At 71.4% G+C, this 26,703-nt stretch carries 22 protein-coding genes; 7 read left to right on the top strand and 15 right to left on the bottom strand.

Going from position 1 to position 26,703, the window contains the following annotated elements; genetic code table 11:
- The first annotated feature begins 26 nt into the window (after window positions 1-26).
- Entirely contained in the window at window positions 27-998 is a 972-nt protein-coding gene (locus tag KUM49_RS00820; RefSeq protein ID WP_217234676.1) for an LLM class flavin-dependent oxidoreductase, read from the top strand.
- Window positions 999-1,097: 99 nt separating this feature from the next.
- On the opposite strand, the gene KUM49_RS00825 is transcribed toward KUM49_RS00820, so the two are convergent.
- The 4 genes from KUM49_RS00825 to KUM49_RS00840 form a co-directional block, all read right to left on the bottom strand.
- Complete coding sequence (locus KUM49_RS00825; RefSeq protein WP_217234677.1) at window positions 1,098-2,516, bottom strand: sugar porter family MFS transporter; 1,419 nt, start codon at window positions 2,514-2,516, stop codon at window positions 1,098-1,100.
- Between the two features lie 189 nt (window positions 2,517-2,705).
- Window positions 2,706-6,695 (bottom strand): AAA family ATPase, encoded by a 3,990-nt coding sequence (locus tag KUM49_RS00830; RefSeq protein ID WP_217234678.1) that lies wholly within the window; start codon window positions 6,693-6,695, stop codon window positions 2,706-2,708.
- Window positions 6,696-6,921: 226 nt separating this feature from the next.
- The gene (locus KUM49_RS00835; protein ID WP_217234679.1) at window positions 6,922-7,125 is read right to left on the bottom strand and encodes a hypothetical protein; all 204 of its coding nucleotides are present in this window, start codon (window positions 7,123-7,125) and stop codon (window positions 6,922-6,924) included.
- Between the two features lie 383 nt (window positions 7,126-7,508).
- Entirely contained in the window at window positions 7,509-7,790 is a 282-nt protein-coding gene (locus KUM49_RS00840; RefSeq protein ID WP_217234680.1) for an acylphosphatase, read from the bottom strand.
- 168 nt (window positions 7,791-7,958) lie between these two features.
- On the opposite strand from KUM49_RS00840, the gene KUM49_RS00845 reads away from it, so the two are divergent.
- Window positions 7,959-9,035 carry a CAP domain-containing protein gene (locus KUM49_RS00845; RefSeq protein ID WP_217234681.1) on the top strand — a complete coding sequence of 359 codons (1,077 nt, stop codon included), beginning with the start codon at window positions 7,959-7,961 and terminating at the stop codon, window positions 9,033-9,035.
- 82 nt (window positions 9,036-9,117) lie between these two features.
- Window positions 9,118-9,519, top strand: a complete 402-nt coding sequence (locus KUM49_RS00850; protein ID WP_217234682.1) for a helix-turn-helix domain-containing protein — start codon at window positions 9,118-9,120, stop codon at window positions 9,517-9,519.
- Here the strand turns inward: KUM49_RS00850 and mutM are convergent.
- From mutM to recG, 8 genes are all read right to left on the bottom strand, one after another.
- Entirely contained in the window at window positions 9,492-10,352 is an 861-nt protein-coding gene (gene mutM / locus KUM49_RS00855; protein ID WP_217234683.1) for a bifunctional DNA-formamidopyrimidine glycosylase/DNA-(apurinic or apyrimidinic site) lyase, read from the bottom strand. The genes KUM49_RS00850 and mutM overlap by 28 nt on opposite strands.
- Window positions 10,353-10,440: 88 nt before the next feature.
- Window positions 10,441-11,253, bottom strand: coding sequence for a ribonuclease III (rnc, locus tag KUM49_RS00860; protein WP_217234817.1), 813 nt, complete (start codon window positions 11,251-11,253; stop codon window positions 10,441-10,443).
- Between the two features lie 19 nt (window positions 11,254-11,272).
- Entirely contained in the window at window positions 11,273-11,446 is a 174-nt protein-coding gene (gene rpmF / locus KUM49_RS00865; RefSeq protein WP_007493396.1) for a 50S ribosomal protein L32, read from the bottom strand.
- 2 nt (window positions 11,447-11,448) lie between these two features.
- Window positions 11,449-12,102 carry a DUF177 domain-containing protein gene (locus KUM49_RS00870; protein WP_217234684.1) on the bottom strand — a complete coding sequence of 218 codons (654 nt, stop codon included), beginning with the start codon at window positions 12,100-12,102 and terminating at the stop codon, window positions 11,449-11,451.
- 164 nt (window positions 12,103-12,266) lie between these two features.
- Window positions 12,267-13,385 (bottom strand): ATP synthase F0 subunit B, encoded by a 1,119-nt coding sequence (locus tag KUM49_RS00875; protein ID WP_217234685.1) that lies wholly within the window; start codon window positions 13,383-13,385, stop codon window positions 12,267-12,269.
- A gap of 57 nt (window positions 13,386-13,442) precedes the next feature.
- Entirely contained in the window at window positions 13,443-13,922 is a 480-nt protein-coding gene (gene coaD / locus KUM49_RS00880) for a pantetheine-phosphate adenylyltransferase (RefSeq protein ID WP_217234818.1), read from the bottom strand.
- Between the two features lie 26 nt (window positions 13,923-13,948).
- Window positions 13,949-14,533: a 16S rRNA (guanine(966)-N(2))-methyltransferase RsmD gene (gene rsmD / locus KUM49_RS00885; RefSeq protein ID WP_217234686.1), complete on the bottom strand. Its 585-nt coding sequence runs from the start codon at window positions 14,531-14,533 to the stop codon at window positions 13,949-13,951.
- Between the two features lie 77 nt (window positions 14,534-14,610).
- Window positions 14,611-16,818: an ATP-dependent DNA helicase RecG gene (gene recG, locus KUM49_RS00890; protein ID WP_217234687.1), complete on the bottom strand. Its 2,208-nt coding sequence runs from the start codon at window positions 16,816-16,818 to the stop codon at window positions 14,611-14,613.
- A 166-nt stretch (window positions 16,819-16,984) separates the two neighbouring features.
- On the opposite strand from recG, the gene KUM49_RS00895 reads away from it, so the two are divergent.
- Both KUM49_RS00895 and KUM49_RS47945 read left to right on the top strand, forming a co-directional pair.
- The gene (locus tag KUM49_RS00895) at window positions 16,985-18,820 is read left to right on the top strand and encodes an HSP90 family protein (protein ID WP_217234688.1); all 1,836 of its coding nucleotides are present in this window, start codon (window positions 16,985-16,987) and stop codon (window positions 18,818-18,820) included.
- Complete coding sequence (locus KUM49_RS47945; protein WP_254400526.1) at window positions 18,820-22,191, top strand: tetratricopeptide repeat protein; 3,372 nt, start codon at window positions 18,820-18,822, stop codon at window positions 22,189-22,191. The genes KUM49_RS00895 and KUM49_RS47945 overlap by 1 nt, the downstream gene beginning before the upstream one ends.
- Before the next feature lie 6 nt (window positions 22,192-22,197).
- Here the strand turns inward: KUM49_RS47945 and KUM49_RS00910 are convergent, their stop codons facing one another.
- Window positions 22,198-23,943: a DAK2 domain-containing protein gene (locus KUM49_RS00910; protein WP_217234689.1), complete on the bottom strand. Its 1,746-nt coding sequence runs from the start codon at window positions 23,941-23,943 to the stop codon at window positions 22,198-22,200.
- Window positions 23,944-24,198: 255 nt separating this feature from the next.
- Between KUM49_RS00910 and rpmB the strand changes: the two genes are divergently transcribed.
- Entirely contained in the window at window positions 24,199-24,384 is a 186-nt protein-coding gene (gene rpmB, locus KUM49_RS00915) for a 50S ribosomal protein L28 (protein ID WP_217234690.1), read from the top strand.
- 109 nt (window positions 24,385-24,493) lie between these two features.
- Here rpmB and thiD read toward each other — a convergent pair whose 3' ends face one another.
- Window positions 24,494-25,297 carry a bifunctional hydroxymethylpyrimidine kinase/phosphomethylpyrimidine kinase gene (thiD, locus tag KUM49_RS00920; RefSeq protein ID WP_217234691.1) on the bottom strand — a complete coding sequence of 268 codons (804 nt, stop codon included), beginning with the start codon at window positions 25,295-25,297 and terminating at the stop codon, window positions 24,494-24,496.
- Window positions 25,294-26,259 (bottom strand): thiamine-phosphate kinase, encoded by a 966-nt coding sequence (locus tag KUM49_RS00925; RefSeq protein WP_217234692.1) that lies wholly within the window; start codon window positions 26,257-26,259, stop codon window positions 25,294-25,296. The genes thiD and KUM49_RS00925 overlap by 4 nt, the downstream gene beginning before the upstream one ends.
- Window positions 26,260-26,465: 206 nt before the next feature.
- Between KUM49_RS00925 and KUM49_RS00930 the strand changes: the two genes are divergently transcribed.
- Window positions 26,466-26,699 carry an Lrp/AsnC family transcriptional regulator gene (locus KUM49_RS00930; RefSeq protein WP_003997603.1) on the top strand — a complete coding sequence of 78 codons (234 nt, stop codon included), beginning with the start codon at window positions 26,466-26,468 and terminating at the stop codon, window positions 26,697-26,699.
- Window positions 26,700-26,703: the final 4 nt, after the last annotated feature.

The following is a 26,703-nucleotide window of genomic DNA, read 5'->3' on the forward strand; positions in this document are numbered from 1 at the left end:
CCACCCGCTTGGCGAAGGGGGCTCCCATGCCCGTCACGGTCGTACGTTTCAACCTCGTCGAGCCCGGCGCCACCCCCGCCTCGCTCGGCGCCCGCTACCGGTCCGCCCTGGAGATGGCCGCGTACGCCGACTCCCACGGAATCACCACCGTGCAGACCGAGGAGCACCACGGCGTCGAGAACAACTGGCTGCCGTCGCCGTTCGCGTTCGCTGGAGCGGTCTTCGGCGCGACCCGGCGGATCGCGGTCACCGTCTCCGCGGTGATCGGTCCGCTGCACGACCCCCTGCGGCTGGCCGAGGACATCGCCGTACTGGATCTGCTGAGCGGCGGGCGGCTGGTGACGGTCGCCGGCATCGGATACCGGCCCGAGGAGTACGCGCTGTTCGACGTGGAGTGGAAGCGCCGGGGCCGGCTCCAGGACGAGCTGCTGGAGACGTTGCTGCAGGCCTGGACGGGTGAGCCCTTCGCCTACCGGGGCCGTACGGTACGGGTCACCCCGCGCCCCTGCTCCGACCCGCACCCCCTTCTGCTGGTCGGCGGCTCCTCCGAGGCCGCCGCCCGCCGGGCCGCCCGGCTCGGCCTGCCCTTCTTCCCCAGCGCGCATCTGCCGGAGCTGGAGACCTACTACAAGGACCGGCTCGTCGAGTACGGCACCGAGGGCTGGACCATGATGCCCGCCGCCGAGACCCCGCTGCTGCACCTCGCCGAGGACCCGGACCGGGCGTGGGCCGTGTACGGCGAGCACTTCCTGCACGAGGCGCGGACGTACGCCTCCTGGCAGTCCGGCGACATCCGCTCTGCGGTGAGGTCGGCGGCCACCACGGTGGACGAGTTGCGCGCCGAGGGCGTGTACCGGATCCTCACGCCCGACGAGTGTGTGGCCCAGGGGCTCGACAACCTCGTCCTGCATCCGCTGGCGGGCGGGATGCCGGTGGACGAGGGGTGGCGCGGTCTGCGGCTGTTCTGCGAAGACGTACTGCCCCGGCTCGGGCCGTGAAGGCCGCGTGAGCCGGGGCAGCACGTCCTACGGGTGTCGAGGAGAAGGGCGGCGGGGACTTGGCCCGTGTCCTCAAGTGCGAGGGCCTCTGGACGAGGCTCAGCCCATTTCCTCCAGGGCCTTGCCCTTCGTCTCCTTGACGTACTTGAGAACGAAGGGGATGGAGAGCGCGGCGAAGGCCGTGTAGATCACGTAGGTCGCGGAGAGGTTCCAGTCGGCCAGCGACGGGAAGCTCGCGGTGATGGCCCAGTTCGCGATCCACTGCGCGGCGGCGGCCACACCCAGCGCGGCGGCGCGGATCCGGTTCGGGAACATCTCGCCGAGGAAGACCCAGACGACCACACCCCAGGACAGGGCGAAGAAGAGCACGAACACATGGGCGGCGATCAGGGCGATCCAGCCCTGGGTGGCCGGCAGCTTGCCGTCGACCAGGTCGAAGGAGAACGCCCAGGCCTCCAGCGCGAGGCCGATCACCATGCCGACGGAGCCGATGAGGGCGAGCGGCCTGCGGCCGACGCGGTCCACGAAGATCATGGCGATCACGGTGCCGACGATGTTGATGATCGACGTCGTGAAGGAGTAGAAGAACGAGTCCGTCGGGTCGACGCCGACCGACTGCCACAGGGTCGAGGAGTAGTAGAACGCGACGTTGATGCCGACGAACTGCTGGAAGACCGACAGGCCGATGCCGACCCAGACGATCGGCTTGAAGAAGAAGGAGCCGCCGAGCAGGTCCTTGAAGGTGGACTTGTGCTCGCTCTTCATCGCGTGCTCGATCTCGGTCACGCGCGCGTCCAGGTCGACGTCCTTGCCCTCGACCTCTTCGAGGATCTCGCGGGCGCGCTCCCGCTTGCCGACCGAGATCAGGAAGCGGGGGGACTCGGGGATCGCGAAGGAGAGCAGGCCGTAGAGGACGGCCGGGATCACCATGACGCCCAGCATGACCTGCCAGGCCTCCAGGCCCATGAGCTTGCCGCGCTGGTCGCCGCCGGCGGCGTTCAGCAGGCCCCAGTTGACCAGCTGGGAGATCGCGATGCCGACGACGATCGCGGCCTGCTGGAAGGAACCGAGCCGGCCGCGGTAGGCGGGCGGGGCGACCTCAGCGATGTAGGCGGGGCCGATCACGGAGGCCATACCGATGGCGAAACCGCCGACGACGCGCCAGAAGGCGAGGTCGTACAGCGCGAAGGGCAGCGCCGAGCCGATGGCGCTGACCGTGAAGAGGACGGCGGCGATCTGCATACAGCGGATGCGGCCGATGCGGTCGGCGATGCGGCCGGCGGTCGCCGCGCCGATGGCGCAGCCGATCAGGGCGATGGCGATGACCTGCGCCAGGGCCGCCGATCCGACGTCGTAGCGGTCCCGGATGGCCTCGACGGCGCCGTTGATCACGGAGCTGTCGTAGCCGAAGAGGAAACCGCCCATCGCGGCCGCCGCCGCGATGAAGATGACGTGCCCGAGATGATCGGGATGAGCCGGTACGGCTCCTGACTTGGGCGCCTGCGCTGTGCTGGTCACGTGTACTCCTCGGGCCACCGGCAACGCTGCCGACGGGGGTTCGGCCCTTCGAGGTAGGTGGTACCTGAAGGTAAAAGCAACATCGCCGAGACTATTCCTTCAACTTTCGAAGTCAAGACCTCATGGATGTGAGCTATACCCCTGTACGTGACAGTGTTGCATTCAAGTCTTGAAGAAATGAAGGAGGTGTCAGCGGAGCCGCTGGGAGATGACCTTCGACACGCCGTCGCCCTGCATGGAGACGCCGTACAACGCGTCGGCGACCTCCATCGTCCGCTTCTGGTGCGTGATCACGATGAGCTGGGAAGCCTCCTGCAGCTCCTGCATGATCCGGATCAGCCGCTGGAGGTTGGTGTCGTCGAGCGCCGCCTCGACCTCGTCCATGACGTAGAACGGGCTGGGCCGCGCCTTGAAGATCGACACCAGGAGCGCCACGGCGGTCAGCGACCGCTCACCGCCCGACAGCAGGGACAGCCGCTTGACCTTCTTGCCCGGCGGCCGGGCCTCGACGTCCACACCCGTGGTGAGCATGTTGTCGGGGTCGGTCAGAATCAGCCGCCCGTCGCCGCCCGGGAACAGCCTGCTGAACACGCCCTCGAACTCGCGGGCGGTGTCCCGGTAGGCCTCGGTGAAGACCTGCTCGACGCGCTCGTCGACCTCCTTGACGACCTGCAGCAGGTCCGCGCGGGTCTTCTTCAGGTCCTCCAGCTGCTCGCTGAGGAACTGGTGGCGTTCCTCCAGCGCCGAGAACTCCTCCAGGGCGAGCGGGTTCACCTTGCCGAGCTGCTGGTACGCCCGCTCGGCGGCCTTCAGGCGCCTCTCCTGCTCGGCCCGGTGGAACTGCTTCGGCTGGTTGCGCGGGTGCTCCGGGTCCTCCGGCAGCTCCTCGCCTTCGGCGGGGGGCGAGGGCGGCACCAGCTGGTGCGGGCCGTACTCGGCCACGAGCCCCGCCGGTTCCACACCGAGTTCCTCCAGCGCCTTGGTCTCCAGCTGCTCGATCCGCAGCCGCTTCTCGGCGCCGAGTACCTCACCCCGGTGGACTGAATCCGTCAACTTGTCGAGCTCCGCCTTGAGGTCACGCCCCGCGTTCCGGGCGGCTGCCAGCTCCTGCTCGCGGCGGGTCTTGGCGGCCTCGGCCGCGGTGCGCTCCGCGTCGGCGCGGGCGAGGGAGACCTCGACGTGTGCGAGCAGCTGCCGGGCACCGGAGGCGACGGCCTCCGCGACGGCCGCCTCGTGTCTGAGGCGGGCCCGCCGCTGCTCGGCACGCGCGCGTGCCTCGCGTTCCGCGCGGGCGGCCCGGTCGAGCGAGTCGGCCCGCCCCGACAGGCCCCTGACTCTTTCCTCGTGCGTACGGACCTGGAGGCGGGCCTCCATCTCGGTCTGCCGGGCGTTGGCCCCGTCGGCGGCGAGCCGGTCCCGTACCGAGGTGTCGGGCTCCTCCTCGACCGGCATCTCCTCGGCCACGGCCAGCCGCTCGGCAAGCTCCTCGACATCCTGGAGGGCCTTGTCCAGCGCCTCCTGCGCCCGCGCGGCGGCGGCCACCGACCGCTCCGCCTCACCGGCGGCCCCGCGCGCCTGCCCGGACAGCCGCCCCAACTGCTGGGCCACGGCCGACTTCTCCCGGTCGGCGGCCCGGCGCCGCTCCCCCAGCTCCTCGACCCTCGCCGCGCATTCCCTGCGCCGCTCCCCCACCGCGTGCTGCGCCTCGGTGAGCTCCTCGCACCGCACGGCCAGCTCCTCGAGCTCGGCGGCGGCCTCGTCCACGGACGCCTGCACCTCGAGCAGACTGGGCGCCCCGGCGGACCCACCATGAGCGAAGTGCGCGCCCAAGAGGTCGCCTTCGGCGGTGACGGCGGTGAGGTCGGGCCGCGCGTAGACAAGATCCTCGGCGTCCTCGAGGGTGCCGACGACGACGATCCCGCGCAGGAGGCGGCGCACGGCGGGCATCAGGTCGGAGGGGCCACGCACCAGGTCGGCGGCGAAGGGAGGACCGTCGGGACGCGACCGCCCGGCCGAGGCGCCGAGCCGGGCGCGGTCGGCCACGTTGCCGGAGTCCGTGCCCGTGGGCGCTTCCGCGGCGGCGACAGCCGTCGTGGACGATGTCTCGGCGGCGACGTTCGTGGGAGTGGCCACCAGGGGTGGCTGAACGCCACTCCCGGCCGAGGGCCCTTCGCCGGCGTCCGCGGCTGCGTCCACCGGGGGCGGCTGTGCACCACCTCCGGCCGCCGCGGCCGGGCCCAGAGACCATGCCTCGCCGCCCATGTGCCCTTCGCCGGCGTCCGCGGCTACGCCCGCCGAGGGCGCCTGTGCACCACCCTCGGCCGTCACGGCCGAGGCCGCGGGCCATGCTTCCGCTCCCACCCGCTCGGCCTCGGCGTTCGCAGCTGCCGCCAGCGGGCGTGTCCGTGCGCCGTTTTCTGCTCTCTCGGCACTCGTGGCAGTCGCGCCCGTGTCTTCCGGCGCTCCCGCCAGCAGCAGGGCCGCCCGGCCCGCGTCCTGCTTGCGCAGCAGTCGGATCGCGTCGGCTGCCGAGGACGGGGTGGTCACCGCGATGGCGTCCGCGGCGGCGCCGAAGGCGGCGGCCAGGGCGACCTCGTGGCCCGGGGTCACGGTCAGCAGCTCGGCGGCCGGGCCGAGCAGGCCGGTGAGGCGGTCCTTCGCGCCGAGCAGCACACCCGTGCCGTCCTTGCGGCGCAGACCGAGCGCCAGCGTCTCGTGGCGGGCCTGGGTCGCGGCCCGCCTCCGCTCGGCGGCCGTGGCCGCCTCACGAGCGGCGGTGAGCGCGGCCTCCGCCTCGGCGAGCCGCTCCTTCGCCGTCTCGTGCTGCTCGGCGAGTTCCGCGTCGTCGGCGTCGAGTCCGTCGACCTCGGCCTTCAGGACCTCGTACTCCTCCTGGGCGCGGACGGCACGCTCCTGCGCCTGGTCCCGCGCGGCGGCGAGGCGGTCGATCTCGGCCTGGGCGGAGGCGGCACGTGAGCGGGCCGCGTTGACCTGACCGTTCAGGCGGGCCAGGCCCTCGCGACGGTCGGCGATCGCGCGGGCCACGTCCTTCAGACGCCGTTCCTCATCGGCCAGTCCGCGTTCCAGCTCGGCGCGGTGCGCGACCGTGTCCTCCAGAGCGTGCTCGGCCGCCTCCAGGGCCGCTTCGAGCTCGGCCTCCTGTTCACGGATCCGGGCGGCCTCGCGTTCCATGTCCTCGGGGTCGCGGCCGTGCCGTTCCTCAGGAGGTGCCAAGGTCGCGCTCTTCACGCGCGCGTCGGCGAGCGAGACCGTCCCGCGCACCCGCTCGGCGAGCTGGGAGAGCTCGTACCAGGTCTGCTGTGCGCGCTGGAGGCGCGGGCTGAGCTGCCGTACCTCGTCCTCCAGGAGCGACTCCCGCTGGAGCGCCTTCCTCAGCTCCAGCTCGGCGGCTTCCTTGCGCTCCTTGAGGGCGGCCTCGTCCGCGACTTCGGCCCGCAGCGCCTCCCGCAGCCGTACGAGATCGTCGGCGAGGAGCCGGAGCCGGGCATCGCGCAGATCCGCCTGGATCACGGCGGCCCGCCGCGCGACCGCGGCCTGACGCCCGAGCGGCTTCAACTGCCGGCGCAGCTCGTCCGTCAGGTCCTGCACGCGCGCGAGGTTGGCCTGCATCGCGTCCAGCTTCCGCAGCGCCTTCTCCTTGCGCTTGCGGTGCTTGAGGACGCCGGCCGCCTCCTCGATGAAGGCGCGGCGGCCCATGGGGTCGGCGTGCAGGACGGAGTCGAGCTGGCCCTGGCCGACGATGACATGCATCTCACGGCCGATGCCGGAGTCGGACAGGAGTTCCTGGATGTCGAGGAGACGGCAGGTGTCGCCGTTGATCTGGTACTCGCTGCCGCCGTTGCGGAACATGATCCGCGTGATGGTGACCTCGGCGTACTCGATGGGCAGCGCCCCGTCGGAGTTGTCGATGGTCAGGGACACCTCGGCACGGCCCAGCGGCGGGCGGCCGGTGGTGCCGGCGAAGATGACGTCCTCCATCTTGCCGCCGCGCAGCGACTTGGCGCCCTGCTCGCCCATGACCCAGCTGAGCGCGTCCACGACGTTGGACTTGCCCGAGCCGTTCGGTCCGACGACACACGTGATGCCCGGTTCGAACCGGAGTGTGGTCGCCGAGGCGAACGACTTGAACCCACGGAGGGTCAGGGCCTTGAGGTGCACGCCGCCGGACTCTACCTTCCGGTGGTGTCTCACTCCATGAACCCGCGGTTTCACCCATGAACGTGCAGGGCACACCAGACGTTGAAGAGTGAAAGGCTGCACGGGGAAAAAACTGGGCAGGGGAAAGAAAGAAGGGACGCCGAAGCGTCCCTTGCAAATCTGACAACTTAGCGGTTGATACAGGCTGCCCAACCACTGCGTGAGCTGTCGTGTAGCGATGCAGTGATCAGGTGAGCGCAGGCTCCGCCTGGTGTGCGTCGATGCTCTCCATGATCCTGTCGTGAGAAGCGGCAGCCGCGAGCGCGTCGTTCTCCTCCTGGATCCGAACGAGTTCGGACTCCAGGTCCTGGACGCGCTGCTGAAGCCGTCGCATCTCGGCGAGGAGTCGAGGGTCGGAGCCGCCGACGTAACCGAGAAGCGCCTTTGCCATGATGGATGGTCCTCCACACTGAGTGACCGACCGAAGCGGTGTGGGTCGTGAGGGATTCGCACCCGCGGTGCTTGACACTTTTGAGTTCGTGCTGCCGTTCTTCCATGCCAAACAGCTAAGGTGCGCGGGGTGCTTTCAGCGTCTCACCAAAAAGTTTGACGGTCAACACGATCACGCCCCGTATTGGTGGGCAACCCTGTGCCGCGCGGCCGGAAACGGCGACGCTGCGGCTCCTTCGGGGCCTTCGGGGGAGTGACGATCATCCTTACTTGCGGAGCCTGCCACGGCAAGCGTTTGTTGGCAACCACCAGGCTCTTTCTGCTTCTGGCAGCTGCCGGTGGCATGTCCCTCCGCTTCCGCCTGGGCCGTTTTACAGAATCGGGTCAGCGGATGGCGAAGCCGTCGTAACCCCCGCGAGGTGTGTCCCAGATCTCGGTGACGCCGTCCACCCGACCGGGCGTGTCGTCACTCTGGAGCCAGTCGAGGAGTCCCTGGCAGCCCGTGCGGGGCCCTTCCGCGACCACCTGGACCCGGCCGTCGCCCAAATTGAGAGCAAAACCACTCAGGCCGCCGATCTCCAGGGCCTTGGCCCGCGTGAACCAGCGGAAACCCACACCTTGGACCCGTCCACGCACCCAGGCGACCAGTCGTACATCCTCGCTCATGAGTGCAACCTAACGGGCCAATGTCTCTCGGGACACTTCCTCCCCGGGCGCCATGCGGTACCGTCCCCACCCAATGAATCTCATACGAAACTCACTCGATCGTGTGGGTTTCGTGAGCTTGGTTGACCGGGGGGACGCGTCGACCGCCAGGACGAGGAAGGCAAGGACATGGGACGCCACCGACGCTCCGCCGCCGGCCGCGCCGCCACGGGCCGCGCCACAGGGGTGACAGAGACGTATGACCCCTACACGGGGAGTTATGCGCACCACGACTCGTACGGGGATCACCCCACGGCAGGCATGGCCCCCTATCTGAACCCCGAGGCGCACGCCGAGGCCGACGCGAGGAGTGACGCCTACCTGTTCGCGACGGAGGAGGACTACGCCACCTACCGGGGCGAGGGCTTCACGCCCGGCGACGGCCCACGGCGCGGCTCGCACCGCCGGAGGAAGAGGACCGTGACGCCGGTGAGGACCGGCCTGCTCGGCGTCTCCGCGGCGGTCGCCCTCGGCACGGTCGCGGTCGCCACAGGTGCGGTGCCCGGCCTCGAGAACTACAAGCTCGGCGGCGGCAACAGCAGCGGCGGCGGCGACAGTGTGCAGGCCGCGGACTCGCCGACCAACAGCCCGGCCGAGCAGGGCGGCACCTCGGGCAGCGCCGAGAGCCGTGACGAGGGGGCGACCAGCCGCGACGCGGACCGCTCCGCCTCGCCCTCGCCCTCCCCTTCGACGTCGTCGGCCGCGCCGACCAAGACACCGTCGAAGAAGCCGCAGGCCACCCCCAGCAAGAAGCCCAAGACGACTCCTCCGCAGGCGGCCACCAAGGCGCCGCCGAAGGAGACCAGCGCCCCCGTGACGGTGTCCGCGGAGACCGCCGCCGCGGCCGAGGTGCTGAAGCTCGTCAACGAGGAGCGGGCGAAGGTGGGCTGCAGCGCGGTCGCCGCTAACAGCGCACTGGCCGACCTCGCCCAGGCCTTCAGCCAGGACATGGCCGCGCGCGGCTTCTTCGACCACACCGACCCCGACGGTCTGAGCCCCTGGGACCGGGCCGCGAAGGCAGACGTCACCGACCTCGGGGGCGAGAACATAGCCCGGGGCCAGGCCGACGCGGCCGCGGTGATGGAGGCCTGGATGAACAGCCCCGGCCACAAGGCCAACATCCTGAACTGCGACTTCAAGACGCTGGGAGTCGGCGTGCACCTCGCGTCGGGCGGCCCTTGGTGGACGCAGGACTTCGGCTACTAGTTCCGGCGACAACCGGCAGGTCGCACTAACTCTTGGTTAGCGCGACCTGCCGGTCAGCGCTGCGTTCGAGTACGCTTGAGGTATGGACACCACGCAGGAGCGCACGGAGGCGCAGGACCTCCCGTACGACGTGTTCGCCAAGGCCTGCCCCTCGCGCGGCACCCTGGAGCACGTCACGGGACGCTGGGGAGCACTCACCCTCGGTGCCCTGCACGAGGGCTCGCTGCGCTTCAACGAGCTGCGCCGCCGCGTGGACGGCGTGAGCGAGAAGATGCTCTCCCAGACGCTGCACGCCCTGGAGCGCGACGGCCTGGTCCACCGCGAGGCACAGCCCACCAACCCGCCCCGCGTGGACTACGAGCTGACCCCGCTCGGCCGCGAGATCGCCACCCGCCTGACCGGCCTCATCCAGTTCGTGGAGGGGCGCATGGACGACGTGCTCACCGCCCGCGAGCGTTACGACGCGACCCGCGGCGCCCGCTGACACCTCGGGCAGAAGTAGCTGGACCGGTTCATCCAGGGGCGCCGGCGCATCGGCGTGGCGCAGCGCTTGCAGGGCAGGCCCTCGCGGCCGTACGCGTCGAGTGAGCGGTCGAAGTAGCCGGACTCACCGTTGACGTTGACGTAGAGGCTGTCGAAGCTCGTGCCGCCGACCGCGAGGGCCGCGTTCATCACGTCCCGGACGTGGCCCAGGAGTTCGGCTGTGCGCGGCCGCGTGAAGCCCGTCGTCGGGCGCTCGTAATGGATGCGGGCGCGCCAAAGGGCCTCGTCCGCGTAGATGTTGCCGACGCCGCTGATCAACGACTGGTCGAGCAGGGCCCGTTTGATGGTGCTGCGCTTGCGGCGCAGGGCCTGGTGGAAGGCCTCGTCGTCGAACTGCGGGTCCAGGGGGTCGCGGGCGATGTGCGCGATGACGTCGGGCAGGCCGTCCGGGGTGGTGTCGTGCAACGACAGGCCACCGAAGGTGCGTTGGTCGACGAAGCGGAGTTCCGTGTCCACCTCGTCCGCGAACCGGACCCGGATCCTGAGGTGCTTCTCGTCGGGCGCCGCGTGCGGCTGGACCAGGAGCTGCCCGCTCATGCCGAGGTGCGCCAGGACCGCCTGGTCGGTGTCCTCCAGCGGCAGCCACAGGTACTTGCCCCGGCGGCTGGGCACGCCGATGCGATGGCCCTTGAGACCGTGGGCGAAGTCGTCAGCGCCGGCGAGATGACGGCGTACCGCACGCGGGTGCAGCACCTCGGCCTCGGCGACCGTCCGGTGGGCGACCCACCGCTCCAGACCGCGCCGTACGACCTCGACCTCGGGCAACTCGGGCATGGGGCTCCCCCGTCACATCCGGTGTATGAGTCGAGCGCCCGCCCCGGGGCAGGACCCCAGGGACGGGCGCTCGGTCGCGCTTGTTCGGTCAGGCGGAGACGGACGACGGACCTTCGCCGTCCTCGGCGGCCCGCTCGGCCGCCTCCTTGGCCCGCTCGTCCGCGGCGGCCCGAATGGCCCGCCAGGCGGACTCGGCGGCCTGCTGCTCCGCCTCCTTCTTGCTGCGGCCGGTGCCGGTGCCGTACGAGACGCCTCCGACGCGGGCGGCAGCAGTGAAGACCTTTTCGTGGTCGGGGCCGGTCTCCGTGACCAGGTACTCGGGCACGCCGAGTCCTTCGGTCGCGGTGAGCTCCTGGAGACTGGTCTTCCAGTCCAGGCCGGCTCCGAGATTCGAGGACTTCTCGATCAGTGGGTCGAACAGGCGGTGCACGAGCTCCGCCGCCGAGTCCAGGCCCTGGTCGAGATAGACCGCGCCGATCACCGCTTCCAGGGTGTCGGCGAGGATGGACGCCTTGTCCCGGCCGCCCGTGCCCTCTTCACCGCGGCCGAGCCGGATGAAAGAGCCCAGGTCGAGCCCACGGCTGACCTCCGCCAGCGCACGCGAGTTGACCACCGCGGCCCGCAACTTGGCCAGTTGGCCTTCGGGCAGGTCGGGGTGGGTGCGATACAGCGTGTCCGTGACCACGAGGCCGAGTACGGAGTCCCCGAGGAACTCCAGGCGTTCGTTGGTCGGCAGACCGCCGTTCTCGTACGCGTACGAACGGTGGGTCAGTGCACGCACCAGAAGGGCGGACTCGAGTGTGTACCCGAGCCGCCCTTCCAACAGCGTGTGGGACGAGGCTGTGTTGTCCGCCGGGCTACTCCCGCTCACGCGGGGAGCGGTCTTCTTTGGCGTGGACACTGTGCCTCTCACCAGCCGCTCAGACCTCGAGGACCTGGCGCTTGTTGTAAGTGCCGCAAGACGGGCACGCGATGTGCTGCAGCTTGGGCTCGTGGCAGCGCTCGCACGCAACCAGGGTGGGGACCGCAGCCTTCCACTGCGACCGGCGGTGGCGCGTGTTGCTGCGCGACATCTTCCGCTTCGGAACAGCCACGGCTACTTCTCCTGCTTCTCGTCGACGCCCGCTTCGGCGCCGCTCATGTCGTCCTTCTCGCCGTCTCCGAGTGAATCGGCGAGTCCCTGCAGTGCCGCCCAACGAATGTCGACGGCGTCATGGTGGTGGTCCGGGTCGTCCGTGAGCCGTGCTCCGCACTCGGAACACAGGCCCAGACAGTCTTCCTGGCACACCGGCTGCATCGGCAGTGAGAGCACCACCGCGTCCCGCAGCACGGGTTCGAGGTCGAACAGGCCGTCCTCGATGAAGAGCATGTCCTCGTCCGGTACCGCTCCCTCGGCGTCGTCGGCCGGCTCCGCTTTCACGCGGCCCCGGTCGTCGGCGTCAGGGTACGAGAACATCTCCTGGAAGTCCGCTTCGAGCAGCAGCTCGAGCGGCTCCAGACACCTTACGCACTCCCCCTTGGCCCGTGCACGGGCGGTGCCTGTGACAAGCACCCCCTCCATGACCGACTCAAGGCGGAGATCAAGCTTCATCGGGGCGCCTTCCGGCACTCCGATGACCTCCTGGATGCCGAGATCCTTGGGGGCGTCGATCTCGCGGGTCAGGCGCTGCAGCGCGCCAGGACGCCGCCCCAGCTCGTGTGTGTCGAACACGAGAGGGTTGCGGTGGTCGAGGCGGGCGTTCAGGGCCATTCCTGCTTTCGATCTTCTGAGCTTGGGGGACGCTGCCCTTCGGTGTTCCCGGGCAGCGTTGATCGCGGACGTACACGCGACCGAAGAGCCAGGATACTGGACCTTTCGCTCACGGCCCAATCCGGTGTGCGCTCCCGGCCACAGCCCCTTCCCGAAGGGGCTGATCAGCCGTTTCCGCGCCCTTGTTCGTAGGCCCGCAGCTGCTCCGCGCTGATCATGCCGGTGTCGAAGAGGCTGGTCTCGTCGAGGGCGGGCGTCTGCGGCTGCTCGGCGTAGCCCTGCTGGGCCTGCTGGGCCTGCTGGGCCTGCTGCGGGTCGTAGGTGCCCTGCTGACCGTCGTAGCCCTGGCCGGGGGTCCCTCCCGCTTGCGCGTAGTCGAAAGCGGGGGCGTACGGATCGGCCTGCTGGTAGCCGTACGCGTCCTGGCTGCCGCCGTACTGCTGCTGGTAGCCGCCGTACGGATCGGCGGCCGGCTGCTGCTGGTAGCCGTAGGCCGGCTGCACGGTCCGCTGGTCGTACGGCTGCTGTACGGGCTGCCCGGCGGGGGCGGCCGGGGTGCCTGCCTCCGCGTGGGCGACGAGGTCGGCCAGGTAGTCGGCGTCGCTGGAGTGCTGGAGGGTGGAGAGGTCGTCGGCGAGGGCGCCGAGGTCGTCCGAGGCGATCCGGCCGTGCAGCTTCTGGCGGCCGCGGCCGACGGCCTCCAGGGTCTTGGCCAGGACCGCCTCGAAGGCGCCGAGCTTGACGTCGACGTACTCGTCGGCGGTGCGGCGCAGGGTCTCCGGGTCGTGGCTGCGCTCGGGGGCGTCCTCGTCCTCGTAGCCCTGCTCGTCGATGCCGGGTCCGGTGCCGAGGAGCTTCTCGCGGCCGCGGCCCACCGAGCCGAGGGTCTTGGTGAGGACGACCTCGAAGTTGGCGAGCTTGGAGTCGACGTAGTCGTCGGCCTCCGCGCGGACGTCCTCGGCCTCCTTGCGGGCCTCGGCGAGGATGCGGTCGGCCTCGGCCTGGGAGCGGCGGGCGATCTCCGTGTCGGAGATCAGCGAGCCGCGCTCGGCGTGTGCCTGGCCGATGATCCGCTCGGCCTCCTGACGGGCCTGCTCGACCATCTGTTCGCGGTCGCCGATCAGCTCCTGGGCCTGGGCGAGGGAGCCGGGCAGGGCCTGGCGCAGCTCTTCGAGCATCGAGAGCAGGTCGGCGCGGTTGACCACGCACGAGGCCGACATGGGCATCGACCGGGCACCGGAGACTGAGGCCACGATCTCGTCGAGCTTCTTCTGCACGTCCACCTGTGCTCGCCACTCTCTACAGCTGTGTTGGAGACGGACGGAACGACTGTAGCCCCATCAGTCCTTGCGCAGGCGCTCGTTGAGGGCCTCGAGGACGGTGGGCGGCACCAGGTGGGAGACGTCTCCGCCCCAGGTCGCGACCTCCTTGACGAGCGAGGAGGAGAGGAAGCTGTAGGTCGGGTTGGTCGGCACGAACAGCGTCTCCACACCCGAGAGGCCGATGTTCATCTGGGCCATCTGCAGCTCGTAGTCGAAGTCGCTCACCGCGCGCAGGCCCTTGACGATGGCGGGGATGTCGCGCTGCTTGCAGTAGTCGACGAGGAGGCCGTGGAAGGCCTCGATCCGGACGTTCTCGTACTCGGCGGTGACCTGGCGGATCAGGTCGATCCGCTCGTCCACCTCGAACAGGCCCTTCTTGGACTTGTTGATCATGACCGCGACATAGACCTCGTCGTACAGACGGGAGGCGCGGGAAATGATGTCGAGATGTCCGTTGGTGATCGGGTCGAACGACCCGGGACAGACGGCGCGGCGCACTTGAGTTCCCTCGCTCTCCGGTCCGGTCATCGTGCGTCTTCGCACGTAGAGGCGGCGCGACCGTACCAAAACGTTCCCTCGCCGTAACGACGGGACCGGATCGAGTCGAAGCCGTCCGGCCACCTGAATTCTCCGCCTCTGGTGCTGCGCTCCACGGTGACGAGGGCATCGTCCGTGAGCCAGCCCTGCGTACGGAGTGTGAGCAGAATCTCCCGAAGATCGTCGTCCGTGACGGCGTACGGCGGGTCCAGGAAGACGAGGTCGTAGGGCTGCGCGGGCGGCACCTGGATCACCTGCCGGGCCTTGCCCGCCCTGACCTCGGCGCCTGGCAGATCCAGGCTCTTCACGTTCTCCCGGACGATGCGGGCGGCCCGGGCGTCGGCCTCGACGAGCAGGGTGTGGCCGGCGCCGCGGGACAGCGCCTCCAGGCCGACGGCGCCCGAACCGGCGTACAGGTCGAGGACCCGCTCGCCGTCCAGCGGGCCGCCGAGCAGGGACTGCCAGGTGGAGAAGAGGCCCTCGCGTGCGCGGCCGGAGGTGGGGCGGGTGCCGGTTCCCGGTGGGACGGTCAGGCGACGTCCGCCGGCTGCGCCGGCGATCACGCGGGTCATTTCCTCGGTCCTTGTCCGTACGTCGGTGGAGCTCGGTGGGGTTCCAGTGTCTCAGCCTCGGGAGGCGGGTGCCCGGGTCACCCCTTGTCGAGGTACTGCTCCCTCTCCTCGTCCAACAGGGCGTCCAGGGCCGTGCGCAGGCCCGGGAGGCGGGTGAGGTCCGGGTCGGCGGCGACGAGGGCGGCGGCCTCCTGGCGGGCCTCGGCGATGATCTCCTCGTCCTCGATGACCGCGAGCATCCGCAGGCTGGTGCGGGCTCCGGACTGGGCCTGGCCGAGCACGTCGCCCTCGCGGCGCTGTTCGAGGTCGATGCGGGAGAGCTCGAAGCCGTCGAGGGTGGAGGCCACGGCGGTGAGCCGCTGGCGGGCCGCGCTCGCCTCCGGCATCTCGCTGACCAGGAGGCACAGTCCGGCCGCCGAGCCACGGCCGACGCGGCCGCGCAGCTGGTGCAGCTGGGAGACGCCGAAGCGGTCGGCGTCCATGATCACCATGGCGGTGGCGTTGGGTACGTTGACGCCGACCTCGATGACCGTGGTGGCGACCAGGACGCCGGTCTCCCCGGCGGCGAAGCGGCGCATGACCGCGTCCTTGTCGTCGGGGTGCATACGGCCGTGCAGGACCTCCACCTTGAGGCCGTTGAGCGGCCCCTTGGCGAGCTGGTCGGCGACGTCGAGGACGGCGAGGGGCGGGCGCTTCTCGGCCTCGTCCTCGGGGGACTTCTTCTTGGCGGCCTTCTTGGGATCGTCCTCCTCGTCCCCGATGCGGGGGCAGACGACGTACGCCTGGTGGCCGTTCTCCACCTCCTCGCGCACTCGCTCCCAGGCCCGCGCCAGGAAGTGCGGTTTGTCGGCGGCCGGCACGACATGGCTGGCGATCGGCGAGCGGCCGGCCGGGAGCTGGTCGAGGACGGAGGTCTCCAGGTCGCCGAAGACGGTCATGGCGACCGTTCGCGGAATGGGTGTGGCGGTCATGACGAGCAGGTGGGGCGGCTGCTTGCCCTTGCCGCGCAGGGCGTCGCGCTGCTCGACACCGAAGCGGTGCTGCTCGTCCACCACGACCAGCCCCAGATCGTGGAACTGCACCTTGTCCTCGATCAGCGCGTGCGTGCCGATCACGATCCCGGCCTCGCCCGTGACGAGGTCGAGCAGGGCCTGGCGGCGGGCGGCCGCGCCCATGGACCCGGTGAGCAGCACCACCTTGGTGGCCTGATCGGCCCCGCCGAGCATCCCGCCCTCGGCCAGCTCCCCCATCATCTCGACGACCGACCGGTGGTGCTGCTGGGCGAGCACTTCGGTGGGCGCGAGCATGGCGGCCTGGCCGCCCGCGTCGACGGTGGCGAGCATGGCCCGGAGCGCCACCATCGTCTTGCCCGACCCGACCTCGCCCTGGAGCAGCCGGTGCATCGGATGGTCCGTCGCGAGGTCGTCGAAGATCTCCCGGGAGACCTTCTGCTGGCCGTCGGTGAGGGTGAAGGGCAGACGGGCGTCGAAGGCGCCGAGCAGGCCGTCGGGGGCGGGTTTGCGGGGGACCGCGGGGAGTTGGGCGTCGGCGTGGCGGCGGCGGGCGAGGGCGACCTGGAGGACGAACGCCTCGTCCCACTTGAGGCGGGAGCGGGCGTCCTCGATGTCCGCCTTGGTGTGCGGGCGGTGGATCTTGAGGAGGGCCTCGGGAAGAGAGACCAGGCCGCGGCCCTCGCGGAGGGAGTCAGGGAGCGGGTCGAGGGCTTCCTGGGCGCTGGGCAGGACGGTCTGGATCGCTTTGCCGATCTTCCAGGACTCCAGCTTGGCGGTGGCGGGGTAGAGCGGGATGAGGGCGCCGGCCCACGTGTCCACGGCTTCCTCGCTGTCGCCCCGCAGCAACTCGTAGGCCGGGTGGGCCAGTTGAAGGCGACGGTTGAAGACGGAGACCTTGCCCGCGAACAGCGCGCGGGTGCCCGGCAGGAGTTCCTTGTGGGGCTTGTGAACGCCGTGGCCGAAGAAGACCAGTTGGAGGCGGCCGCTGCCGTCCGTGATGGTCACTTCCAGGCGCTGGCCCTTGCCGCGCGGGGCCTTCGCCGAGGCGAAGGTGTGCAGGCGGGCGTCGGCGACCTGGGCGACCACCGTGACGTGCTCGTCCATGGGCAGGTCGGCGAGGTGGGTGAGCTGGCCCCGCTCCTCGTATCTGCGCGGGTAGTGGTGCAGGAGGTCGCCGACGGTGTGCAGGCCGAGATGCTCGGCCATCACCTTCGCGGTGGCGGGGCCGAGCACCTTTTTCAGTGGTTCTTGCAGTGCGGGCACGAGATCCATTGCACACCACGACACTGACAATGCCGTATACGTCTCGGGAAACCCCTGGTCAGACGGCTGGTTGGGGCCTTAGGATGGCGCGCCTCCGGCCATCCCCGCGGTCACCGCCTCACACGGGACCGCCCGACCCCGCGCCGTCGCCCCTCCCCCCACCGGCGCTGCGACGATGGACTCCCAGATCTCACAGCCCTTCCCCGCATCCCCGTCACCCCAGTCACCTCATACGTTCCAGGTCGACCTGCGCGGCCTGGTGGACCTGCTCTCCCACCACCTCTACTCGAGCCCCAAGGTCTACCTGCGCGAGCTGCTGCAGAACGCGGTGGACGCGATCACCGCCCGGCGGGCCGAGCAGCCCGACGCCCCGGCCCGGGTGCGGCTGTACGCCGAGGGCGGGTCCCTGCGTGTCGAGGATTCCGGGATCGGGCTCACCGAGGCGGACGTGCACGCCCTGCTCGCCACCATCGGGCGCAGTTCCAAGCGCGCCGACGGGCTCCAGGAGGCCCGCTCCGACTTCCTCGGGCAGTTCGGCATCGGGCTGCTCGCCTGTTTCGTGGTCGCCGAGCGGATCCGGGTGGTCAGTCGCAGCGCGCGTACGCCGGATGCCCCGCCCGTGGAGTGGACGGCGAGGGACGACGGTTCGTACACCGTGCGGACGCTGCCGGACGAGGCCCGTCCGGAACCGGGCACCACCGTGCACCTGGTGGCGCGGGCGGGCGCCGGGGAGTGGCTGGCGAAGGAGCGGGTCCTCGCCCTGGCGCGGGACTTCGGCTCGCTGCTGCCGTACGACGTACGAGTGGGCGACGAGGCGGTCACCGACCTGCCCGCGCCCTGGGACCGGACGTATCCGAGCCCCGCCACCCGAAGGGTGGCCCTGGCGCGGCACTGCTACGACCTGTTCGGGTTCACTCCGCTGGACTCGATCGCGCTGGACGTGCCGCTCGCCGGGATCCGGGGGGTGGCGTACGTCCTGCCGTCGGCGGTCAGTCCGGCCCAGCGGGCGGGTCACCGCGTGCACCTGAAGGGCATGCTGCTGACCGAGCGCGGCGAACAACTGCTGCCGGACTGGGCGTTCTTCGTGCGCTGTGTCCTGGACACGGACAGCCTGCGGCCCACCGCCTCGCGCGAGTCGCTGTACGAGGACGAGACGCTGGCCGCCGTCCGGGAGGCGCTGGGCGAAAGGATTCGGTCCTGGCTGACGGGCCTCGCGGCCGGTGATCCGGAGCGGCTGGAGGCCTTCCTGGCCGTGCACCACCTGGGCGTGAGGTCCTTGGCGCGGCACGACCGCGAGATGCTGCGCACGATGCTCCCGTGGCTGCCCTTCGAGACGACCGACGGACGACTGTCCCTGGAGGAGTTCGCGCAGCGGCATCCGGTGGTGCACTTCACGCGGACCGTCGAGGAGTACCGGCAGGTCGCGCCGATCGCGTCCGCGCAGGGCGTCGGAGTGATCAACGGCGGCTACACCTACGACAGCGAGCTGATCGAGGCACTGCCCTCGGTGCGGCCGGGGACGGTGGTCGCCGAGCTGGACGCCGACACCGTGACCGCGCATCTGGACGCGGTCGATCCGGTCGAGGAGCTGGCCCTGGCGGGCTTCCTGGCGGCCGCGCGGGCGAAACTCGACCCCTTGGGCTGTGACGTCGTCCTGCGCGCCTTCCACCCCCTCTCCGTGCCCGCGCTGCACCTGGACGACCGGGCGGCGCGGCACGAGCAGGCCCGGGCGGAGGCCGCGGAGCAGGCCGACGACCTGTGGGCGGGCATCCTCGGCTCGCTGCGGGGCAGCGCCCCGCGCGCACGGCTGGTGCTCAACCACCTCAACCCGCTGATCCGGCGGATCAGTTCGCTCGGCGACCCGGAGCTGATCGGCACCGCCACGGAGTCGCTGTACGGGCAGGCGCTGCTGATGGCGCAGCGGCCGCTCAGGCCCGCGGACTCGGCGCTGCTGAACCGGGCGTTCATCGGCCTCCTGGAATGGGCCACCCATGGCGAGGACGGTCACTGATGAGTGAGATCACGGACTTCGACGAGCTGCGCCGGGCGATGGCGGAGAACTCCGAGCAGCCGGAGGGTCCGGCCCGCAACGCGCGCGCGGAGCGGCTGCTCGCCGAGGCGGAGAAGCTGAACATCCCGCTCGCGGTGATCGAGGCGCTCGGGCACCAGCTGAAGGTCTACAACTACAGCTCCGAGAAGGCCAAGATGTTCGTCCCCTTCGCGCGGCTGCTGCGCATGTGGGACGAGCGGCCCGAGGACTTCGACGAGTACGAGACGCACTCGCTGCACTGGGTCTTCAAGTGGATGTCGTCCGGCATGCTCGACCAACCGCACATCCCGCTCGCCTCCGTCGAGAAGTGGCTCGGCGAGATGGAGTACCGCTACCGGCTGGCCGGACATACCGAACGGGCCGTTCGCGGGGCCGAGTTCAGCGTGGCCGCGCACATCGGGGACGTGGCGCGGGCCGAGCGGGCCTACGCCGCGTGGCTGGCCGCCGACCGGGACACCATGGCCGACTGCCACGCCTGCGAGCTGCACGGGCAGGGCTGGTGGCAGGCGGAGCGCGGGCGGGACGCCGAGGCGCTGGAACTGTGGGCGCCGGTGCTGGAGGGCGAGTACACCTGCGCCCACGAGCCGCACACGGTGCTCGCGTCCTCCCTGGTGCCCCTGCTGCGGCTCGGCCGCGTGGACGAGGCACGGGCCAACCACCTGCGGGGCTTCCGGCTCGTGCGGGGCATGGAGAGCATGCGCGGCGCCTACGCGGACCACGTCGAGTTCTGCGCGCTGTCCGGCAACGAGGCGCGCGGTCTGGAACTGCTCGCACAGCGGTCCGCGTACTTCACGGACGACGGGCAACCGCGCAGCAAACTGGACTTCATGGCCGTGGTGGCCCTGCTGATGGACCGCCTGACCGAGCTCGGGCTCGGCGACCAGCGGGTGCCCGGACCGGCCGACCGGGCGTGGAGCGCGCGCGAACTCGCCGCCCACGCGCGCGGGGAAGCCCTCGCGCTGGCCGCCCGTTTCGACGAGCGCAACGGCACGCGGCACGTCAGCGAGCGGGCACGCGCGCGTATGGCGCAGCGGCCGCTGGTGGAGCGGCTGGCGCTGGGAGTGCGGTCGGCGCGGACAGTGTCCTCGCCTCCCGTGCCGGCCCCGGTGGCCGTCACCCCGGACGAGCCCGGCCCGCCCGATCTCGCCGCGCTGCTCGCCGAGGCGCGGCGGCTGTCGGACACCCTGGAGCCGAACGCCGTCGAGGCGTGGGCGGCCGTCGGACGGGCCGCGCAGGGCGTCGAGCTGGCCGCCCGCGACCGGGCGGAGATCGCCGACCACGAGGCGATGGACCGGGGCCCCGAGGGCGTCGACCTCTTCGAGCACGCCGCGGAGCTGTACGCCGAGGCGGGCGACCCCGGAGAGGCCCTGGCCGCACGGACGCGTGCGGCATACGTACGCGCCCTCGCGGGCCGCGTGGACGAGGCACTGACAGCGGTCGCCGATCCCTACGACGAAATCCTCGCCCTGTACGCCGAGGGCGGCACGGGCATACGGCAGACGGCGTCGGTGCTGATGGGGCGGGCACGCATCCTGATGCGACGCGTGCAGGGGGTCGTCGAGTCCCTGGGGGACGACGAGGGCCCGACCGGTGAGGTGCGGGAGGCTGACGCTGCCGGTGAGACCGGGGAGGCTGGAGCGTCGGGTGACGACTCCTGGGGCGGGGTGGTCCCGGGTGACACCCCCGGGGACGCCGCGACGCCGGACGACGGCTCCCGGGACACCATCCCGGGCCCGGCCGACGGCCCCGACGGAACCGTCACTCCGGCTGGCGCACCCGACGGCGGGGCGGTCCCGACCGACGATCACCCTGGCGCCCTGACTCCGTCCGCCGACGCCGGGGCAGCTCCGGTCGACGACCCTGACGACTGGGCGGATCCGGCCGACGGCCCCCACGGCACCGCGGCTCCAGCCGACGCCCCCCACAGCGGGACGAATCAGGCCGACGGCCACCCCGGCGCCACGACTCCGTCCGGCGGCCCCGCCGTGGGATCCGTGCTGGCCGAGGCCGAAGTGGCCGCGCGGGAGGTGCTGGCGCTGGTCGAGGGGCGTACCGGGGACGACGTACGGCTGGCGTCGCGGGCCGCCGAGGCGCTCGCGATGCTCGCGGAGCTGGCGGCGCACGGCGGGGAGGTGAAGGCGGCCGCGGAGCTGTTCGCGCGGGCCGCGGCGGCGTTCGTGGGGGCGGGGCTGCCGTGGTTCGCGGTGGAGTACGAGGCGCGGTTGGCCGGGCTCGCGCACCATCTGGGCGACGTGGCCGAGACGGAGCGGGCGCTGCGGGCTGCCCTGGAGCACGGCGGTCCGCATCTGGAGGCGACGGGGCGGGCCCAGTTGTACCTCCAGCTCGCGGAGGTCGTCGGCGGCAGGGGGCTGGTGGAGGAGGCGGCCGAGCACGCCCTGGAGGCGGCGCACTGGGCCGACGTGGCCGGCGAGGGGCGGACGCTCGGCGCCTGGGCCCGGCAGCAGCTCGGCGGGTTCCTGTTGCGGCTGGGGCGATGGGCCGAGGCCGCGGAGGTGCTGGAGTCGGCGCTGCCCGATCTGCACGCCGAGACGCACGGCGACGGCGCGGTCGTGCAGACGCAGTGGTGGCTCGGCGACTGTCTGAGCGAGCTGGGCGAGCACCGCGCGGCCGCCGAACGGCGGCTCCAGGCGGCCGAGCTCGCCCGGCACTGGCCCGAGCAGCACGACCACGCGACGCTGGCCCATCTCGCCGCGGAGTCCCTCGGGCACGCGGGCCTGCACGCCGACGCGGACCGGGCATACGCGCGCGCGGGCGACCTGTGGCGGTCGCTCGGCAATGTCCACGGCCTGGTCCGCTCCCTGCGCGCCCGCGCGTGGCTCGCACTGCGTCCGGAGGAAGGTCCGGACGAGGCACGGGAGTTGATGGCGAACGCGGTCCGGGAGTGCGAGGCGGCGCTGGCCGCTGAGGTCGCCGACGAGGACGCCCGGCAGCGGCTCGTCGCGGAACTCGGCCACACCCGGCGTCAGTTCGGCGATCTGCTGGCCCGTTCCGCCGCCGAGGACGCCGAGGACGACTCGATCCGCGCCGTGCTGGAGGATTCCCTGGCCCAAGTGGCCGAGGCCATCGTGCTGTTCGCCTCCCTCGGGGCCGACGCCCTGCACAGCCGGACCGGCGCCGAACTCACCGCGGGCTGGCTGGAGGCCGACCTGGGCCGCCCCGACCGGGCGGCGGCACGCGCGCGTGCGGTGCTGGCCGCGTACGGCGCCACCGAGGACGAAGTGGCGGTGGCGCGACTGGCCGAGGCCCGTCAGCTGCTCCAGGTGGTGGAGGACCAGGCGGCGGCACAGGCAGACGGACAACCCGCCGACTAGGGGGTGCTACTCGACCCCGATGAGGAGCACGGCTCCCTGCCGCCCGCCCCGGTACACCACCGTGTCGACGGCCATGTACGCCTCCCGTACGCGTGCTTCGAGGTGTTCGGCGATCGGCTCGGGAGCCTCGTTGCCCAGGACCAGGGTGACCAGTTCGCCGCCGGCCGCGAGCATGCGGTCAAGAACCGTTTCGGCGGTGACGGTAACGTCCTGCCCGATGACGGCCACGTCGCCGTCGATCAGGCCGAGGACGTCGCCGGCCTGGCAGATGCCGGCCATGGTCCACGACTGGCGTTCCGCGACGACGACTTCGGCGTAACGGGTGGCCCCCGCCGCCGAGGTCATCGTCACGACGTCCTCGTCGAAGCGGCGGTCCGGCGCGTGCACGGCGAGCGCGGCGATGCCCTGGACCGCGGAGCGCGTCGGGATGAGGGCCACCCGGATGCCCTCCGTGCGGGCCTGCTCGGCGGCCGCGGCCGCGGTGTGGCGCAGGTCCGCGTCATTGGGCAGCAGCACCACCTCGCGCGCGTGGGCCCGCCGTACGGCCTCGACGAGTTCCCCGCTCGCGGGCGGCTCCCCGGGCCGCGCCAGCACGGTCGTCGCGCCCGCCTCGGTGTAGAGCCCGGCCAGACCCTCGCCGGGCACGACGGCCACGACGGCGCGCTGGGCGCGCTCCCGGGGCGGCCTCTCGGCGCCGGTGGTGTGCACGTCGCCGAGCGCGAAGTGCGTGATCCGGATCCGGTACGGCCGCCCGGCCTCGACGCCCGCCTCCACGGCGGCGCCCGCGTCGTCGACGTGCACATGGACGTTCCACAGCCCGTCGCCGCCGACCACGACGAGCGAGTCCCCGAGGGCGTCCAGCCGCTCCCGCAACCGCTCGACGGCGGCGTCGTCGGCCTCCAGGAGGTAGATCACCTCGAAGGCGGGCCCGCCGTGCTCCGGGTCGGCGGGACTGTCGGCGCAGTCGGTGGCGAGGGTGGCGGCAAGGGTGTCCTCGGGGGCACCTCCGTCGGCCGCACGCGCGGGCGGCCCTCCGGCGAGCCCGTCGTCCACGGGCGCGTGCGGCGCCGACAGCGCCACCTCCCGCGGCGTCTCCCCCGTGAACGTCTCGACCAGCGCCCCGAGGACCGCCACCAGCCCCCGCCCGCCGGCGTCGACCACCCCGGCCCGCTCCAGCACGGCCAGTTGCGCTGGGGTCGCGGCCAGTGCCGCGCACGCCCCCTCGTAGGCCGCCCGTGCGACGGTCCCGCAGTCGCCCTCCGCCTCCTCGGCCTCCTCGGCCGCGTCGGCCGCGGCTGAGGCGACGGACAGCACCGTGCCCTCGACGGGATGGGCCACCGCCTTGCGGGCGGAGTCGGCGGCATGCCTCAGGGCCAGCCGCAACCCCGCCCCATCGGTGTGAGCGGTGTCATGATCGGCGGCGAGCACCTGGGCCATGCCGCGGAACAGCTGCGCGAGGATCGTCCCGGAGTTCCCTCGTGCCCCTATGAGAGCGCCGTGCGCCATCGCGCGCGTGGCGTCCGCCAGGGACGGCCCCTCGGCGTCGGCCTCGTACCCCGCGAACACCGCCTCGACCGCGGTCGAGGCGGACTCCACCGTCAGATACAGGTTCGTGCCGGTGTCCCCGTCCGCCACGGGGTAGACGTTGATCGCGTCGATCTCCTCGCGCGCCCGTCCCAGCGCCCGGAGCGCGAGAGCGCACCAGGTGCGTACCGCGAGAGCATCGAAGAATGTCTGCGGCACCTGCGCCACCTGCGCCTCCCTGAGCTGCCGGCCTGGGACGCAGCGTAGACCTCGGGGTGGTGTTCACCGGAAGAGGGCCTGGAGCGAGGCCCTGAGCAGCCATGGTAGTTTCGTTCCACTGGCGCAGTCGTTGTATGCTGCTCCGGTTGCCCGATGACATCGGGCCATCCCCCTGGCAGCGCCACTCAGATCTCTGATCCTGCGATCTCGATCCCGGCATGCCGGGATCCACCGTAAGTGCATCTGAAGTCTTTGGAGTGACCCGTGGCTGCCAACTGCGACGTCTGCGGCAAGGGGCCGGGCTTCGGCAACAGCATCTCGCACTCGCACCGCCGTACGTCCCGTCGCTGGAACCCGAACATCCAGCGCGTGCGTACTGTGGTCGGCGGGACGCCGAAGCGCCTGAACGCTTGCACCTCGTGCATCAAGGCCGGCAAGGTCTCGCGCTGACGCACAGTAAGCGCGCGGCTACTGCTGGTTCACTGCACGGAGCCGGTCCACCTCGTGTGGACCGGCTTTTTGCACGTCCAAGCCGACCGGCAAGCCCTCGCGCAAGCGTTTACGCGCCGCCGCCCGCCCGGAACCGCCACCCGTGGTCCACGGGACCGATCCCTGCGCCGAGCGCGAACCCGGCCGCGATCGCCCCGGTGACGTACTCCTTGGCAGCCGCCACCGCCTCCGGCACCGACTGCCCCTTCGCGAGCTGAGACGCGGTCGCCGACGCGAGCGTGCAGCCCGTGCCGTGCGTGTGCCGGTTGTCGTATCTCGGCGCCCGCAGCCAGTGCTCCTCGGAACCGTCGGTGAGCAGGTCCACGGCGTCACCGGGCAGGTGACCGCCCTTGATGAGCACCCATCGCGGGCCGTAAGAGAGCACGGCCTCGGCGGCTTCCCGCATCAGGGACTCCGACTCGACCCGCACACCCGTGAGCTGCGCCACCTCGTCCAGGTTGGGCGTCGCCACGGTCGCGACCGGCAGCAGCCTGGTCCGTACGGCGTCCAGGGCGGAGGCGGCGAGCAACGGGTCGCCGTGCTTGGAGACACCCACGGGGTCCACGACGACCGGTGCGCCGGTTTCGCCGATCAATTCGGCGACCGCCTCGACGAGTTCCGCGGAGGCCAGCATCCCGGTCTTGACCGCCTGTACGCCGATGTCGTCGACCACGCTGCGGTACTGGGCCCGTACGGCCTCCACGGGCAGTTCCCAGGCCCCTTGCACGCCGAGGGAGTTCTGCGCGGTGACGGCCGTGATGACGCTCATGCCGTGCACGCCGAGCGCCAGCATCGTCTTCAGGTCGGCCTGGATGCCCGCGCCGCCGCCGGAGTCGGAGCCCGCGACCGTGAGAACCCGCGGCGGCGCGCTCATGACTCGATGTCCCCGAAGTGGTCCCAGCCGCCCTTCTTGGTCCACGGCGCCCCGTCCACCGTCACCTGGGGCAGCGCCGAGGGGTTGAGGACCTCGCCGATGATCTTCCAGCGGGCCGGCAGCTTCACGTCCGGCGGGAAGGTCGCGACGATGGCGTGGTCCTCTCCGCCGGTGAGCACCCACTGCATGGGGTCGACGCCGACGGCCTGCCCGATGTCGTTCATCTGGGAGGGGATGTCGATCGCGCCGGAGCGGACGTCGATACGGACCTTGCTGGCCTCGGCGATGTGCCCGAGGTCGGCGATCAGCCCGTCGCTCACGTCGCACATCGCGGTCGCGCCGAGCCCGGCGGCGGCCGGTCCCGCGTGGTATGGCGGCTCGGGGCGCCGGTGTGCCTCCACGAAGGCGCGCGGCGAGCGGAACCCGCGGGACAGCACCGCGAACCCGGCCGCGGACCAGCCGAGCCAGCCGGTCACCGCGACGATGTCGCCGGGCTGCGCGCCGCCCCGCGTGACGGGCTCGTTGTTGCGCAGATCGCCGAGCGCGGTGATCGACACCATGATCGTGTCGCCGCGTACGACGTCGCCCCCGACCACGGACGCCCCCGCGACCTGGCACTCGTCGCGCAGGCCGTCCATCAGCTCGACCGGCCAGGCCACCGGGAGTTCGGCCGGGACGACCAGGCCGAGCAGCAGCGCGGTCGGTACGGCGCCCATGGCGGCGATGTCCGCGAGGTTCTGCGCGGCGGCCTTGCGGCCGACGTCGTAGGCCGTGGACCAGTCGCGCCGGAAGTGCCGTCCCTCGAGGAGGATGTCGGTGCTCGCCACGACCCTGCGGTCGGGCGCGGCCACCACCGCGGCGTCGTCGCCGGGGCCGACCCGGACCGCCGGGGTGGTGGTGAGACGGGAGGTGAGCTCCCTGATGAGCCCGAACTCACCGAGCTCACCAACAGTGCCCTTCATTGCCCTTACGCCCCTTCTGTACCTGTCCGAGCCCGGTCGCGCGTCACCAGTGTCCTCGATACGGTCGAGGTGACCGTCAACTTCTGTCGTGCCTGCACCCCGGCGCGCGCGCCCTGGTCGCCGCGGGTCTCCCCGCGGCGCGCGGCGACGCGATACCGTGGCGTTCCTTTTCCCCACATGATCCTCGTGGCCGCCCTGGAGGTTCCGTGGTACAGGCGTACATCCTGATCCAGACGGAGGTCGGCAAAGCGTCGACCGTCGCCGAGACGATCAGCAAGATTCCTGGGGTCATCCAGGCCGAGGACGTGACAGGACCGTACGACGTGATCGTGCGCGCCCAAGCGGACACGGTCGACGACCTCGGTCGCATGGTGGTCGCGAAGGTCCAGCAGGTGGACGGCATCACCCGCACCCTGACCTGCCCGGTGGTCCATCTGTAGCCCC

Origin of the sequence: Streptomyces sp. AC555_RSS877 (assembly GCF_019049245.1) — a bacterium.
Classification (GTDB): Bacteria; Actinomycetota; Actinomycetes; order Streptomycetales; family Streptomycetaceae; genus Streptomyces.

Coding starts and splice junctions, on each gene's coding strand:
- KUM49_RS00820 (WP_217234676.1), top strand. CDS start 27: ATGCCCGTCACGGTCGTACGTTTCAACCTCGTCGAGCCCGGCGCCACC.
- KUM49_RS00835 (WP_217234679.1), bottom strand. CDS start 7,125: ATGGCAAAGGCGCTTCTCGGTTACGTCGGCGGCTCCGACCCTCGACTC.
- KUM49_RS00840 (WP_217234680.1), bottom strand. CDS start 7,790: ATGAGCGAGGATGTACGACTGGTCGCCTGGGTGCGTGGACGGGTCCAA.
- KUM49_RS00845 (WP_217234681.1), top strand. CDS start 7,959: ATGGGACGCCACCGACGCTCCGCCGCCGGCCGCGCCGCCACGGGCCGC.
- KUM49_RS00850 (WP_217234682.1), top strand. CDS start 9,118: ATGGACACCACGCAGGAGCGCACGGAGGCGCAGGACCTCCCGTACGAC.
- mutM (WP_217234683.1), bottom strand. CDS start 10,352: ATGCCCGAGTTGCCCGAGGTCGAGGTCGTACGGCGCGGTCTGGAGCGG.
- KUM49_RS00870 (WP_217234684.1), bottom strand. CDS start 12,102: ATGGCCCTGAACGCCCGCCTCGACCACCGCAACCCTCTCGTGTTCGAC.
- rsmD (WP_217234686.1), bottom strand. CDS start 14,533: ATGACCCGCGTGATCGCCGGCGCAGCCGGCGGACGTCGCCTGACCGTC.
- recG (WP_217234687.1), bottom strand. CDS start 16,818: ATGGATCTCGTGCCCGCACTGCAAGAACCACTGAAAAAGGTGCTCGGC.
- KUM49_RS00895 (WP_217234688.1), top strand. CDS start 16,985: ATGGACTCCCAGATCTCACAGCCCTTCCCCGCATCCCCGTCACCCCAG.
- KUM49_RS47945 (WP_254400526.1), top strand. CDS start 18,820: ATGAGTGAGATCACGGACTTCGACGAGCTGCGCCGGGCGATGGCGGAG.
- thiD (WP_217234691.1), bottom strand. CDS start 25,297: ATGAGCGCGCCGCCGCGGGTTCTCACGGTCGCGGGCTCCGACTCCGGC.
- KUM49_RS00925 (WP_217234692.1), bottom strand. CDS start 26,259: ATGAAGGGCACTGTTGGTGAGCTCGGTGAGTTCGGGCTCATCAGGGAG.